Here is a 13,092-nt window from a genome sequence, read left to right as displayed (position 1 = left end):
AGGCCTCAGATGACTTAGTCTGAAAGTAGATCCCCGCTCGCATTGCATCGAAACTAATTCCAATCGAAAATAGAATATATTTTCAACAATATCAATACTATTGCATGCCATGCGCGCCTATATCAGCATATCACTTATATATATTTTTTGATTATATTTATATAATCCAATAATATGATAACACGAACCAAAATATATTTTACACGTAAAGCAACTCCGTGACCTGAACGGTAGCTTTTTGCGGTAGCGAGGCTGATTGTGAGACCATTCCTCGAGAAGCCGCTGGGGCTCTTGACGTAATGTTATCGATAACATAGCCTCTCGTCATCAAAGCTTTGGGAGGAGCAGGATGGATAACGGGAAGCTGCTCGAATTTTCCGATATCACCAAGGAATTTGGCGGCACGCGCGCGCTGTCTAACGTCTCGCTCGATTTGCACCGGGGCGAAATCCTGGCACTTCTCGGAGAGAACGGCGCCGGAAAATCGACGCTTATCAAGACATTGGCGGGTATCTACAAACCGGATGGCGGGCAGATCCTGTTTCGCGGCAAGCCGTATCATCACCGCCCGCCGCAACCCAATCAGCGCCAGCCGGTCGCCTTCATCCATCAGGATCTCGGGCTGATCGAGTGGATGACGGTCGGTGAGAATGTCGGGCTTGCGCAGGGCTATTCGTTGCGCGGCCGGCTGATCGACTGGCGGGCAACCGAGCGGCGCACCGCCGAAGCCCTCAAGCTTGTCGGCTGCGACTTCGATCCTTCGACCCGCGTCCAGGAGTTGACGCGCACGGAGAAGTCGCTTGTTGCCATTGCCCGCGCGCTTGCCGTCGAAGCGGATGTGCTGGTTCTCGACGAACCGACGGCAAGCTTGCCCGCCGATGAAGTCGAGAAACTCTTTGCCGCCATTCGTCCCCTCAAGGAGCGCGGCGTGGCGATGATCTACGTCTCGCATCGCCTCGACGAAATCTTCCGCATCGCCGACCGCGTTGCAGTTCTGCGCGATGGGCAACTGGTCGGCCAGAAGCCGGTCGCGGAGACCACACCCGATGAACTCATCCGCATGATCGTCGGACGCAAGGCCGATCAGCTTTTCGTCAAGGCGGAGAAAAGCCCGGGGCCTGCAATCGTTTCGGTCAATGAGCTTTCCTGCCGTGGCGCAGGACCAGTATCCTTCGATATCCGTCAGGGCGAATTGCTCGGACTTGTCGGCCTGCGCGGCGCCGGTCAGGAACTGATCGGGCGCGCTTTGTTTGGCTGCGAGCCATCACAGGGCAGCGTGCGCTTGAATGGCACGATGCCCGATCTTTCCAGCACGGTTGCTGCGATGGCCTCCGGAATTGGACTTATCGCCAGGGATCGCACGGAAGAGTCCGTCGCCATGTCGCTCAGCCTTAGGGAGAACACCTTCCTCAATCCCGGCGCCTCCGGACGCAGCCTATTTTCGTTCCTCTCGCCACGCCGGGAAGCGGAGGCCGCCTATTCCCTTGGCAGCCGTGTCGGCCTCAGGCCCAATGACCAGAGCCTTGCCATCGAGGCGCTATCGGGCGGTAACCAGCAGAAGGTTGTCGTCGGACGGTGGCTGGCGACGGGCCGCAAATTACTGATTGCCGAAGACCCAACCGCCGGCGTCGATGTCGGCGCGAAGGCCGATATCTATCGCCTGATCGCCGAGGCGGTCAAGGCTGGCCTCGCCGTCCTCGTCGTCTCCACCGATTTCGAGGAAATCGCCCACATCTGCCATCGTGCCCTTGTGTTTTCGCGCGGAAGGATCGTGCGCGAACTGAGCGGTGCTGATCTTACAACACCGGCGGTCATCGCCGCCGCATCTGCGTCCGAAGCGGCCTGACCCGGAGGAGAACACCATGCAATCGATCGAATCCAACGCGCTCGAGCCGACCCGCGCCGAGCTTTCGGCCATGAGCTTCGGCCAGAAGATCCAGCGCCTGCTGCCGGTCTATGGCCTCGTGATCCTGACCGTCTTCCTGATCCTGCTTTTCTCCATTCTGCTGCCGCAGACATTCCCGACGATGCTCAATCTGCGTTCGATCATTTCGGATAAGACGATCATCGCAATCCTGTCTCTGGCGGCGATGATCCCGATGGCGGCGGGACGCATCGATCTGACGATCGGCTATGGCATCGTGCTTTGGCATGTGCTGGCGATCAGCCTGCAGACGATGTTCGGGCTGCCTTGGCCGGTTGCCGTGCTCATTGTCATAGCGCTGGGCGCGCTGACGGGCTTCCTGAATGGTCTCCTGGTGGAGATCGCCAAGATCGACAGCTTCATCGCAACGCTTGGTACCGGTACCGTCCTCTATGCGATCGCGCTCTGGCATACGGGCGGGCGGCAGGTCGTGGGCATGCTGCCGCAAGGATTTTACGCGCTGAATGGCACCATGGTCTTCGGACTGCCGATCACCGGCATCTATGTCCTTGTCCTTGCCTTCGTCATGTGGATCGTCCTCGAATATCTGCCGATAGGCCGTTACATCTATGCGATCGGCGCCAACCCGAAGGCAGCTGCGCTGAACGGCATCCCGGTCCGCCGCTTCGTTATCGGCGCCTTCGTCACCTCGGGCACGCTTGCCGCCATCGCCGGCGTCCTGCTCGCATCGAAGCTGCGCATCGGTCAGGCAAGCGTCGGGCTTGAGTATTTGCTGCCCGCTCTAGTGGGCGCATTCCTCGGATCGACGACGATCAAGCCTGGCCGCGTCAACGTCTGGGGCACGATGATCGGCGTCATCATCCTGGCCGTCGGCATCGCCGGCATCCAGCAGTTCGGCGGCTCCTTCTATGTCGAGCCCCTGTTCAACGGCGTCACCCTGCTCGTTGCCATCGGCATTGCCGGCTACGCCCAGCGTCGCCGCAGCCATGCCGGGCGCATGGCGCCGGCTCAAGCATCGCAGCTCTCCGCCAAGCCGGCGGAGAAATAACCATCATCTCAGTTCAAATGTCAGGGAGGAGAAGACATGAACCGTAGACAATTCCTGCAGGCCACGACCGCCGTTCTGGTGCTCTGCGCCAGCCAGGCCTATGCCGATCCCATGGCGGACGCGAAAGCGGTCGTCGACAAATATGCTACTCCGGTCACCAAATGGGACGGTCCGACGACCGGCCCGAAGGCGCAGGCTGGCAAGACCATTGTCGTCTTGGCAGGCGACCTCAAGAATGGTGGCATTCTCGGCGTTAGCAACGGTGTTGAGGAAGCGGCGAAAGCGATCGGCTGGCAGGTGAAGGTTCTCGATGGCGCAGGCTCCATCGGCGGGCGCACAGCCGCCTTCGGGCAGGCCATGGCGCTGCAGCCTGCCGGTATCATCATCGATGGCTTCGATGCCGTCGAACAGGGGCCGGCGCTGGAACAGGCAAAGGCCGCCAAGATCCCGCTAGTCGCCTGGCATGCCGGCCCAACCATTGGTCCGGATGAGAAGAATGGCCTCTTCGCCAATGTCAGCACCGACGCGATGGAAGTCTCGAAGGCAGCCGCCGACTGGGCATTCGTTGACGCCAAGGGCAAGCCCGGTGTCATCATCTTCACCGACTCCACCTATGCGATCGCCATCGCCAAGGCCGACAAGATGAAGCAAGAGATAGAGCGGCTCGGCGGCAAGGTGCTCGAATATGTCGACACCCCGATCGCCGAGACCTCGCAGCGTATGCCGCAGCTCACCACGTCTCTCCTGCAGAAATACGGTGACAGCTGGACCCATTCGCTTGCCATCAACGACCTCTATTTCGATTTCATGGGTCCTTCGCTTGCCTCCGCCGGCAAGGGCGGCACCGATGCGCCTATCAATGTCGCCGCCGGCGACGGCTCGCAATCGGCCTATGAACGCATCCGCGCCGGCCAATACCAGAAGGTCACCGTGGCCGAGCCCCTCAATCTTCAGGGCTGGCAGCTGGTCGACGAACTCAATCGCGCCTTCTCCGGCGAGAAATGGTCCGGCTATCTCTCACCGCTGCATGTCGTCACAGCGGACAATATCCAATCGGATGGCGGCCCGAAGAACACCTTCGATCCGGATAACGGTTACAAGGACGAATATAAGAAGATCTGGGGCAAATGACCATTCGTCATTAGGAGGCGCGCAGTTCGGCCCGCTCCCGGTCCTGAATTCCGGCATCAGCCGCAAAACCCGGTAACGAGACACCAGGCTTTGCGGCGGGCCTTTCACTGTCACCGAGCCTGGTTGTGACCACTCTTCTGCAGATCTCTAGTCGCTTATGCGGGTACCTCTTCGAGACGTACCCCACGCGTTGTCATGTGTCGTTCCCATGAAATAAATTATGTCTTGGCACTCATCGAAATATATGTCTGCCAGTTTGCTGGTCTTATCACGGACCATTTCGATGAATGTTTCATACGGAACAAGCTCAACGGAATCTACCTCGCCCTTATCGATTGAGATGTCTTCAAAGGAAAATGTACCTCGGGCAACATAGACATCATTAAACTGCCTATCGATGTAAGCTGGACCTAGAACGGCGTCTCTTCTGTACGAGAACATGAAATCAATTTCGTATCCATCTGGATTTAAACCAAGCTCCTCTCTTATCTCCCTTCTCGCTGTGTCCATGCTGCTCTCGCCTGCATCGATGTGCGCCAGAACCGAAATGGTGAATGCACCTGGATAATGATCGACGTTTTGCGATCGCTTCTGGAGGACAATCATATTGTCCTGGTTGAGGAGATAGAGATGAACTACGCGATGAGGTTTGCCCAATGCGTGGATCTCGTGCCTTGAAAGGATCTCCCCCGTACGCAAACCGTTTTCATCGAGAACGTCGATCAGACTGCTCATCACTTTCTCCTGATAGAGATAAGATTTTGCCTGCAATGAGGTTTCCCTGAATTTGTTCGTGAACGCATTCCACATTGCAAGCGCTATCTGACCTCCGGCGAAACGCGGGATCAGCATTGCCCGAGCCCCGGCTCCCGAGCATGTCTTCGTCGGCAGCTCCTCACGTATGGACCACCGTCATAGCCCTTTTCCGTCGCGCAAGCCCGGTTCGTCGATCGGCGCTGCGGCAAGTCGAACGACGTTGAAGCCTTCTTCGTCCGACGGCGGCACGAAATACCGCGTGATTTCGTCGAACTGCGCGTCGGAGGCTGAAAAATCGTGGGTTCCGCTAGCGTTGCGCGCAGGCGCGCTTTGCAAAGCTCATCCGGCACATCAAGGAAATACAGTCTGTGATCGGCGCTCGCCGCTTCGAAAAGCGCTCGCATCCACGACCTGATGGCCGGCGTATTCGCGGGAAAACCCAGAACGACCGATACCCCGATGCGCAACAGATCCGAGACGACCGGACCGATGGCGTCACGCAGACGACGGGAATAGCGGATATAATCCGAGACATCGTTCAGCTCGGCGCCGAAAAGGCGGCTCATCCACCAATCTTCGCTCAGCACGCGCGTTGACGGCATATGGCTAAGCTCGGCAGTCAATGTCGACTTTCCGGGCGCTATTTTTCCACAAAGCATATAAAGCGTGGCGCGCGGCATATTAACTTGATGATCTGACATCTCCGGTCAAAGCCCGCGGAACGGAACAAAAAAACCCACCTCGGGGCGGGTTGCATCATTTGAACAAAAAACGCGCAAAACCCACCATTCAATGAATGGTGCGAATAATCGAAAAGTTGTGGCTACGAAGCTTGTTCATGGAACTCATACATCATTGGTTTTACCGCGATCCAATCCGCAAAGCGGCGCAGCTGGCGTCCATTTCCTGGAAAAGCCTCAAAGCACTTTGCTGCTATCGCGCACGATCAGCTGTGGAGAAATCCGGACATTGCCAGCCTGCTGCGCGCCATCGAGAATATCGAGGATCAACTCAGCGGTCCGCTCGCCGATCTCACGCGCAAAGACGTTGGTGGTGGTGAGCGTCGGGACGCAGACTTCGCCGATTTCATAGTTGCCGAAGCCGCCGATGGAAAACCGTCCCGGCACGGGAATGTCGAGCCGCCGGCATTCCGTCAGCGCACCATAGGCGGCAAGATCGGAGACGCAAACGACGGCTTCTGTATCCGGATGAAGCGCGATCAGCTTCGCCATGGCATTGGCGCCCTCGCGCATCGAAATCGGCGGTGGACCCGCTGCGATCAATCTGGAAGCATCGAGGCCATGCGCTTGCATCGCCTCGATGAAGCCGAGCCTGCGTTCGCTGCCGCGTGAATCCCGCTGGACATCGCCGCCGATGAAAGCGATGCGACGACAGCCGAGTGCAACGAAGTGATCGACCATATCGCGCATGACGGCCCTGTTGGAAAAGCCGACATAGTGGTCGATCGGATGGGCCGGGATGTCCCAGGTCTCGATGACGGGGATTGCCACGGTCTGCAACAGCTTGCGCGCCCGCTCCGTATGCGTGCCACCGGTGACGACGATGGCCTGCGGCTTGCGGCGGAGCAATTGCTCGATCAGCCGCTCCTCCTCCTCGACATTATAGTTCGTATAACCGAGCAGGATCTGCATGTCCCGTTTGGACAGGGTATCGGAGAGGCCGCCAACCGTATCGGCAAAATTGGCATTGTTGATCGAGGGAATGGTAACCGCGACAAAGCCCGACTTTTGCGAACGCAGATTGGCGGCCGTGCTGTCGAAGACATAGCCCAGCTCTTCCGCCGCCCTCAGGATCGCTTCGCGGGTCTCGGGGCTAACCAGGCTGTCCGCCTTGAAGGCGCGCGATACCGTCATGGGAGAGACTCCCATGACCCGGGCTATGTCCGCCATGGTCGGCGTTTTGCGATCGCTACTCATCAATGCCCTATGTTATCGTTACCATCACAGTAATATGCCTCATCCCATAATGGCAAGAGCCCCTATCAAACGTCACATCAAGCGAGCAAAGGGCGGCGGATGGTTCGCATCGGACCCCATTTTGCGAAAGCGACCTACAATTGAAATTCATGGGCCAGCGTCACGTGATGATGGATGCGCCCTTCAAAGAAGCGTGCGAGAACCGTTTCGGTCGCGGCACGGGCTTCGGCACGCATCGGACTTGCGAGAGCCTTTTCCACTGCGGCCATATCCGGATAGTTGACAGCCAGGATCATCGGAAACTCGGGCGCGCCTTCATCGCGTGTTTCGGCGAACGTCACCCGCACATCGAGAGCACCTGGAAACTGCTTCCATTTCGGCAGAATGGTTTCCATCACAGCCGTCCGAAATGCCTCTGCCTCCCCTTCCCTGACCTTGCCTTCGAATAATGCGTATCGGGTAATCATCCAGCGATCTCCTTGTCCGGTCCTTTGAAGAATTCCATCAATGCCGCCTGATCCTCGCCCCCAAGCCCGGAAGCCGTCAGCATACGGTGTATCTCGGCGCAGACTGCCGTCAGCGGCATGGCGGTATTGGTCCTGCGCGCAAGATCCTGCGCACCGTTCAGATCCTTGACCATGTTGTCGATCCGGCCGGTGCGGCGATAATCCTTGGTGACGTAGCGCGGCATATATTCCTGCAGAATGGCGCTATCGGCTCTCCCGCCCTTCAGTGCCTGCGGGATTTTTGCGGCGTCAACACCGGCATCGAGCGCCAGTTGCGTGGCCTCCGCGACGGCAACGAAGTTCAGCGCGCAAAGCACCTGGTTGATGAGCTTGGTGGTCTGCCCCGCCCCGACAGGGCCCATATGCGTGTAGTTCGAGGCCACATGCTGCAGGAGCTGGTGCGCGTCCGCGACGTCCTGTTCGCGGCCGCCGGCCATCAGGGTCAATTGCCCGACCAGCGCCTTAGGCGCGCCGCCGGATAGCGGGCTATCCACCCAACGCAATCCCTTCTCTGCCGCTTCGGCGGCAAGCGCTTTGGTCGCATCGGGATCGATCGACGACATGTCGATAATCAGCGTGCCCGGCCTTGCGCCAGCAGCAGCGCCCTCGGGTCCAAATACTGCGGCATGGACGATCTTCGGCGAGTTGAGGCTGAGGACGACGTAATCGGAAACGGCGGCCGCCTCGGCTGCACTCGCGGCCGCCGTGCCACCTTTTGCCACCAGCGCTGCGACCTTATCCTTGTCGAGATCGAAAACCATCAGCCGATTACCGGTTTCCACCAGGCGGGCACCGATCGCTCCACCCATGGCGCCGGCGCCGATCAGCGCTGCCTTGTTACTCATGATTGCATCTCCTCCAAATTTGCGACGATGGCCGCAACAAGCATATCCAGCGGCTGATCGATATCGACGGTGATCGCCTGCTCGTCGGCGCCTGGCGGTTCGAGCGCTGCAAATTGACTATCCAGCAATGCCGGCGGCATGAAGTGATCACGTCTCGCCTGAAGGCGCCTCAGTATGGTTTCCCTCGCGCCGGCAAGATGAACGAAGGAAACCTTTGCGCCGACGACATCACGAATGCGATCACGATAGGCTCGCTTCAGCGCCGAGCATCCAATCAGCACGGTCTCATCCGCCAGGGCCAGGCAATGCCCGATCTTGTCGAGCCAGGGCCATCGATCCGCATCGGTCAATGGAATGCCGTTGCTCATCTTGGCAACATTGGCGGCCGGGTGCAGATCATCGCCATCCACATAGATGCCGCCAAGGCATGCGGCCAGTGCCGAGCCCACGGACGACTTGCCGCAGCCGCTGACGCCCATGACGACGATCCGGCGCGCGCCGGCAGCATTAGAGCGAGGCTGTGATGCCGCCGTCGACATAGAGAACATGACCGTTGACAAAGGAGGAAGCGTCGGAGGCGAGGAAGATGCAAGCGCCGACCAGTTCTTCGACTTGCCCCCAACGTCCGGCCGGCGTGCGCTTTTCAAGCCATGCGGAGAAATCGGCATCAGCAACGAGCGCTGCGTTCAGTGGCGTATCGAAATAGCCAGGCGCAATGGCGTTGCATTGCAGCCCGTACTTGGCCCAGTCCGTCGCCATGCCCTTGGTCAGATTGCCGACAGCGCCCTTGGTTGCCGTGTAAGGCGCGATCGAGGGCCGTGCCAATGCCGTCTGCACGCTTGCGATGTTGATGATCTTGCCCGCGCCTCGCTTGATCATGTGTCGCGCGACGGCCTGCCCGACGTTGAAGACGCTCGAGATGTTCGTGCGCAACAGACGTTCGAAAGCGTCTGCCGGAAAATCCTCGAGCGGCGTGCGAAACTGCATGCCGGCATTGTTGACGAGAATGTCGATCGCGCCCTTCTCGGCTTCGAAAGCATCGACCGCCTGACGCGCGGCCTCGTGGTCGGTGGCGTCGAATGCCAGGATATGTGCCGCGCCCTCGAAGCTTTCAGCGGCCTTGGCAAGCCTGTCCTTGTCACGGCCATTGAGCACCAGCTCGGCGCCGGCCGCCGCCAGTCCCTTGGCAAGCGCAAGCCCGATGCCTTGGGAAGAACCCGTCACCAGGGCACGCCGCCCTTTCAGATCGAACAGACCAAGAGACATCGTTTCCTCCGTTTTTTATCTCGACAATGATCGCCTCCCCTGTTTATGTTATCGATAACATTCGAAGTCAAGGGAGGAAACTATCAGATGGCCAAGCCAACAATCCTGCAGATTGGCCCCTACCCGCAATGGGATCAAGAGCCGCTCGACGCAGCGTTTGAGGTTCATCGCTATTTCGAGGCCGCCGACAAGGCGAAGCTGCTCGCAGAGGTCGGAATGTCGATCAGGGCCATTGCGACGCGGGGCGAGCTCGGCGCCAACCGCACCATGATCGAGGCCTGCCCCAATCTGGAAGTGATTTCGGTCTATGGCGTCGGCTTCGACGCCGTTGACCTGCAGGCATGCCGCGAGCGCGGCATCCGCGTCACCAATACCCCCGATGTCCTGACCAATGACGTCGCGGATCTCGGGATCGCCATGATGCTCTGCCAGTCGCGCGGCATGATGGGCGCGGAGACCTGGGTGCGTGACGGTAGTTGGGCAGAGAAGGGTCTTTATCCCCTCAAGCGTCGTGTCTGGGGACGGCGAGCCGGCGTGCTCGGCCTCGGCCGCATCGGCTTCGAGGTCGCCAAACGCTTGAAGGGTTTTGATATGCAGATTGCCTATTCGGATGTCGAGGCGAAATCCTATGCTCAAGACATGAGTTTCGTGGCAGATCCGGTCGAACTGGCACGGCAGTCGGATTTCCTGTTCGTCACCCTCGCCGCGTCCGCGGCGACCCGTCATATCGTCGGCCAGGAGGTGATCGAGGCGCTCGGTCCGGAAGGCATGCTAATCAATATTTCCCGCGCCTCCAATATCGATGAGGAAGCGCTGCTTATGGCGCTGGAGACCGGCAAGCTCGGCTCGGCTGCCCTTGACGTGTTCGAAGGCGAACCGAAGCTTAATCCGCGCTTTCTCGCCCTCGACAATGTGCTGCTGCAGCCCCACCATGCGTCCGGCACGGTGGAGACGCGCAAGGCCATGGGTCAGCTGGTGCGCGACAATCTCGCGGCCCATTTCGCCGGCCAGGCGCTGCCGACACCCGTTCTTTGAGGAGGAAGACATGAAAGCCATCGTCGCTCACGCCGCCAAGGATGTGCGGATCGAGGATTATCCGGAGGAAGAACCGGGTGTAGGGGAAGTGAAGCTAAAGCTCGCCACCGGCGGCGTCTGCGGTAGCGATCTGCATTACTACCATCACGGCGGTTTCGGCACCGTGCGGCTGAAAGAGCCGATGATCCTTGGCCATGAGGTCAGCGCAGAGGTGATCGCGCTCGGTCCCGGCGTACAGGGGCTGGAGGTCGGCCAGCTTGTTGCCGTTTCTCCTTCCCGCCCCTGTCGGACCTGCCGCTATTGCCTGCAGGGTCTGCCCAACCAGTGCCTCAACATGCGCTTCTATGGCAGCGCCATGCCCTTCCCGCATATTCAGGGGGCGTTCCGCGAGACGCTCGTTGCCGACGCCATCCAATGCGTGCCGGCCGACGGCCTGACGCCGGGCGAGGCGGCGATGGCGGAACCCCTTGCCGTAACCCTGCATGCGACACGCCGCGCCGGCGAGATGCTTGGCAAGCGGGTTCTCGTGACCGGCTGCGGTCCGATCGGCGTCTTGTCGATCCTTGCCGCGAGACGGGCGGGAGCGGCCGAGATCGTGGCGACCGATCTTTCAGATTTCACCTTGTCGCTAGCCAGGGAAGCCGGCGCCGACAAGGTCATCAACACGAAGAACGAGCCAGAGGCGCTTGCCGCCTATTCTGCGGACAAAGGCACCTTCGATGTGCTCTACGAATGCTCCGGTGCCGCGGCAGCCCTTGTCGGCGGCATTGCGGCACTCCGACCGCGTGGGATCATCGTCCAGCTGGGTATCGGCGGAGACATGAGCCTGCCGATGCTGGCGATCACGGCCAAGGAGCTGGAATTGCGCGGCTCCTTCCGCTTTCATGAGGAGTTTGCCGTCGGCGTCGACCTGATGCGCAAGCGCCTGATCGATGTCCGCCCGCTCATTACGCACACGGTGCCGCTTGCCGATGCGCTTAGCGCCTTCGAGATCGCCTCGGATCGAAGCAAGGCGATGAAGGCTCAGATCGTCTTCGCCTGAACCCAAATCGGCGCGAAGCCCACTCGGCCGCAAACAAAGATGGGTTTCGCGCCGATACCTGACCTAGTCGATATCCGCGCCAATCGCCTTGAGAGCGGCGCGGGCAACCTGTTCGTCCTGCTCACCCGAACCTGAGCCGACGCCGATGCCGCCGACGAGCGTACCGCCAACGCGAATTGGCAAGCCGCCGCGCAAGCCGGTCATCCCGCCATGAGTGGCAATGGCCAGAGGCACCCTTGCATGTTCCGCCAGGGAATGGCTTGGCGCGCCGATGGAGGCCGATGTCAGCGCCTTGGCGAGCGCGCTCTTCAGCGACTGAAAGCGCGAGCCGCGCATACGGAAGGAACCGAGCGTCACGCCGGACTGGTCGACGATGACAATGCATTGCGGTTGCCCCATCTGCGAAGCAGCCGAGATCGCAGCGGTCAGCAATGTCATCACCCCTTCGTCACTCAAGACACTCGACGCCAGAATATGGCTCATGCACTATCCTCCCAGCTTGCGGACTCTATTGGATATGTTATCGATAACACATCGATCCCTAGATGTAACCTTATGGGAGGTATTGTTACAATGTCGTTCTTCGAGATCATGGACCCGGCCTTCGGGAAATTCGTTCTTGGCAATGCTCCCGTCAAGCAGATCGCCACGGGCTTCGATTGGGTGGAAGGGCCGGTATGGTTCGGAGATCTGAATTGCCTGCTCTTCTCCGACATCCCCAACAACCGCATCATGCGCTGGATACCCGGCGCCGGCGCCAGCGTCTTTCGCGAGCCTTCGAATTTTTCGAATGGCCATACGCGGGATCGCCAAGGCCGTCTTGTCAGTTGCGAGCATGGCGGCAGGCGCGTGACCCGCACCGAATATGACGGATCGATCACGATCATCGCCGACGGCTATCAGGGCAGACGTCTGAACTCGCCCAACGATGTGATCGTCGCCTCGGACGGCGCCATCTGGTTCACCGATCCGCATTACGGCATCGCGACGGACTATGAAGGCCACAAGAGCGAGCAAGAACTGCCCTGCAACGTCTACCGCGTCGATCCGTCCGGTTCCATGCAGGCGGTCCTGACCGATTTCAATTGCCCCAATGGGCTTGCATTCAGTCCAGACGAAAGGAAGCTCTATGTCGCCGATACCGGGCGTATGCATGGCAGCGATCCGCAGCATATCCGGGTCTTCAACGTCAGTGAAAACTGGCATCTATCGGGCGGCGAGGTGTTTCATGTGATATCGCCGGGCTGCGCCGACGGCATGCGCCTCGATACCGATGGCAATCTCTGGTCGTCAGCGGCCGACGGCGTGCATTGCATCGCTCCGGACGGTCATCTCATGGGCAAGATCCTGGTGCCGGAAACGGTCTCCAACCTCTGCTTCGGGGGCCGCGGCAAGCACAAGCTCTTCATCACGGGAACCACCAGCGTCTATGCGATTTCGCTCAACCGGGAAGGCGCCCTTTGACATCAACTCGAACGCATTGTCGAACCAGCGACAGGCAGGTGCGGAAATGACGGCAGCCTTACCGAGGTCGCGGAGAAAGCTCAGTGATCTCTGACTGCAAAGGGTGGCGGTAAAAAACTTGCGGTCCCGAAATATCTCAGCGACCATCGCCGTTCATGCGGCAATGGTCGCGGTTGA

At 59.5% G+C, this 13,092-nt stretch carries 14 protein-coding genes and 1 pseudogene; 6 read left to right on the top strand and 9 right to left on the bottom strand.

The features are described 5' to 3' along the window. The first annotated feature begins 349 nt into the window (after positions 1-349). From BJ928_RS30775 to BJ928_RS30765, 3 genes are read left to right on the top strand one after another with little or no spacing between them, the layout of a single operon-like run. The gene (locus tag BJ928_RS30775) at positions 350-1,846 is read left to right on the top strand and encodes a sugar ABC transporter ATP-binding protein (RefSeq protein WP_047635116.1); all 1,497 of its coding nucleotides are present in this window, start codon (positions 350-352) and stop codon (positions 1,844-1,846) included. Between the two features lie 16 nt (positions 1,847-1,862). Further along, positions 1,863-2,933, top strand: coding sequence for an ABC transporter permease (locus BJ928_RS30770; protein ID WP_047635114.1), 1,071 nt, complete (start codon positions 1,863-1,865; stop codon positions 2,931-2,933). Positions 2,934-2,969: 36 nt separating this feature from the next. Next, the gene (locus BJ928_RS30765) at positions 2,970-4,064 is read left to right on the top strand and encodes a substrate-binding domain-containing protein (RefSeq protein WP_047635113.1); all 1,095 of its coding nucleotides are present in this window, start codon (positions 2,970-2,972) and stop codon (positions 4,062-4,064) included. 147 nt (positions 4,065-4,211) lie between these two features. Here the strand turns inward: BJ928_RS30765 and BJ928_RS30760 are convergent, their stop codons facing one another. From BJ928_RS30760 to BJ928_RS30730, 8 genes and pseudogenes are all read right to left on the bottom strand, one after another. Then, complete coding sequence (locus BJ928_RS30760; RefSeq protein ID WP_183079474.1) at positions 4,212-4,799, bottom strand: NUDIX domain-containing protein; 588 nt, start codon at positions 4,797-4,799, stop codon at positions 4,212-4,214. 177 nt (positions 4,800-4,976) lie between these two features. Beyond that, positions 4,977-5,156, bottom strand: a complete 180-nt coding sequence (locus BJ928_RS39820; protein ID WP_348628268.1) for a hypothetical protein — start codon at positions 5,154-5,156, stop codon at positions 4,977-4,979. Between the two features lie 29 nt (positions 5,157-5,185). Further along, positions 5,186-5,479: pseudogene (locus BJ928_RS39815) on the bottom strand (ATP-binding protein); the annotation flags it as partial. Positions 5,480-5,737: 258 nt separating this feature from the next. Continuing rightward, a complete protein-coding gene (locus BJ928_RS30750) occupies positions 5,738-6,757 on the bottom strand; it encodes a LacI family DNA-binding transcriptional regulator (protein WP_047635107.1) in 1,020 nt (339 codons plus the stop codon). A gap of 134 nt (positions 6,758-6,891) precedes the next feature. After that, positions 6,892-7,224, bottom strand: a complete 333-nt coding sequence (locus BJ928_RS30745) for a hypothetical protein (protein WP_047635106.1) — start codon at positions 7,222-7,224, stop codon at positions 6,892-6,894. Further along, positions 7,221-8,108, bottom strand: a complete 888-nt coding sequence (locus BJ928_RS30740) for an NAD(P)-dependent oxidoreductase (protein WP_047635104.1) — start codon at positions 8,106-8,108, stop codon at positions 7,221-7,223. Before BJ928_RS30740 ends, BJ928_RS30745 begins: the two co-directional genes overlap by 4 nt. After that, positions 8,105-8,587: a gluconokinase gene (locus BJ928_RS30735; protein WP_245432621.1), complete on the bottom strand. Its 483-nt coding sequence runs from the start codon at positions 8,585-8,587 to the stop codon at positions 8,105-8,107. The genes BJ928_RS30740 and BJ928_RS30735 overlap by 4 nt, the downstream gene beginning before the upstream one ends. Positions 8,588-8,615: 28 nt before the next feature. Further along, complete coding sequence (locus BJ928_RS30730; protein WP_047635102.1) at positions 8,616-9,374, bottom strand: SDR family oxidoreductase; 759 nt, start codon at positions 9,372-9,374, stop codon at positions 8,616-8,618. An 87-nt stretch (positions 9,375-9,461) separates the two neighbouring features. On the opposite strand from BJ928_RS30730, the gene BJ928_RS30725 reads away from it, so the two are divergent. Both BJ928_RS30725 and BJ928_RS30720 read left to right on the top strand, forming a co-directional pair. After that, positions 9,462-10,409 (top strand): 2-hydroxyacid dehydrogenase, encoded by a 948-nt coding sequence (locus BJ928_RS30725; RefSeq protein ID WP_047635099.1) that lies wholly within the window; start codon positions 9,462-9,464, stop codon positions 10,407-10,409. 10 nt (positions 10,410-10,419) lie between these two features. Next, complete coding sequence (locus tag BJ928_RS30720; protein ID WP_047635098.1) at positions 10,420-11,451, top strand: L-idonate 5-dehydrogenase; 1,032 nt, start codon at positions 10,420-10,422, stop codon at positions 11,449-11,451. 63 nt (positions 11,452-11,514) lie between these two features. Here BJ928_RS30720 and BJ928_RS30715 read toward each other — a convergent pair whose 3' ends face one another. Next, positions 11,515-11,934, bottom strand: coding sequence for a heme-binding protein (locus BJ928_RS30715; RefSeq protein WP_047635097.1), 420 nt, complete (start codon positions 11,932-11,934; stop codon positions 11,515-11,517). Positions 11,935-12,024: 90 nt separating this feature from the next. Here BJ928_RS30715 and BJ928_RS30710 point away from each other — a divergent pair, with 90 nt between their 5' ends. Further along, positions 12,025-12,915, top strand: coding sequence for an SMP-30/gluconolactonase/LRE family protein (locus tag BJ928_RS30710; protein ID WP_047635096.1), 891 nt, complete (start codon positions 12,025-12,027; stop codon positions 12,913-12,915). The last annotated feature ends 177 nt before the right edge of the window (positions 12,916-13,092 follow it).

Origin of the sequence: Rhizobium sp. WW_1, from assembly GCF_003610155.1 — a bacterium.
GTDB lineage: Bacteria > Pseudomonadota > Alphaproteobacteria > Rhizobiales > Rhizobiaceae > Rhizobium > Rhizobium tropici_A.
This window is presented reverse-complemented; position numbering and strand designations above follow the sequence as displayed.

Coding starts and splice junctions, on each gene's coding strand:
- BJ928_RS30745 (WP_047635106.1), bottom strand. CDS start 7,224: ATGATTACCCGATACGCATTATTCGAAGGCAAGGTCAGGGAAGGGGAG.
- BJ928_RS30740 (WP_047635104.1), bottom strand. CDS start 8,108: ATGAGTAACAAGGCAGCGCTGATCGGCGCCGGCGCCATGGGTGGAGCG.
- BJ928_RS30775 (WP_047635116.1), top strand. CDS start 350: ATGGATAACGGGAAGCTGCTCGAATTTTCCGATATCACCAAGGAATTT.
- BJ928_RS30725 (WP_047635099.1), top strand. CDS start 9,462: ATGGCCAAGCCAACAATCCTGCAGATTGGCCCCTACCCGCAATGGGAT.
- BJ928_RS30765 (WP_047635113.1), top strand. CDS start 2,970: ATGAACCGTAGACAATTCCTGCAGGCCACGACCGCCGTTCTGGTGCTC.
- BJ928_RS30720 (WP_047635098.1), top strand. CDS start 10,420: ATGAAAGCCATCGTCGCTCACGCCGCCAAGGATGTGCGGATCGAGGAT.
- BJ928_RS30750 (WP_047635107.1), bottom strand. CDS start 6,757: ATGAGTAGCGATCGCAAAACGCCGACCATGGCGGACATAGCCCGGGTC.
- BJ928_RS30760 (WP_183079474.1), bottom strand. CDS start 4,799: ATGAGCAGTCTGATCGACGTTCTCGATGAAAACGGTTTGCGTACGGGG.
- BJ928_RS30715 (WP_047635097.1), bottom strand. CDS start 11,934: ATGAGCCATATTCTGGCGTCGAGTGTCTTGAGTGACGAAGGGGTGATG.
- BJ928_RS30770 (WP_047635114.1), top strand. CDS start 1,863: ATGCAATCGATCGAATCCAACGCGCTCGAGCCGACCCGCGCCGAGCTT.
- BJ928_RS30730 (WP_047635102.1), bottom strand. CDS start 9,374: ATGTCTCTTGGTCTGTTCGATCTGAAAGGGCGGCGTGCCCTGGTGACG.
- BJ928_RS30710 (WP_047635096.1), top strand. CDS start 12,025: ATGTCGTTCTTCGAGATCATGGACCCGGCCTTCGGGAAATTCGTTCTT.
- BJ928_RS30735 (WP_245432621.1), bottom strand. CDS start 8,587: ATGGGCGTCAGCGGCTGCGGCAAGTCGTCCGTGGGCTCGGCACTGGCC.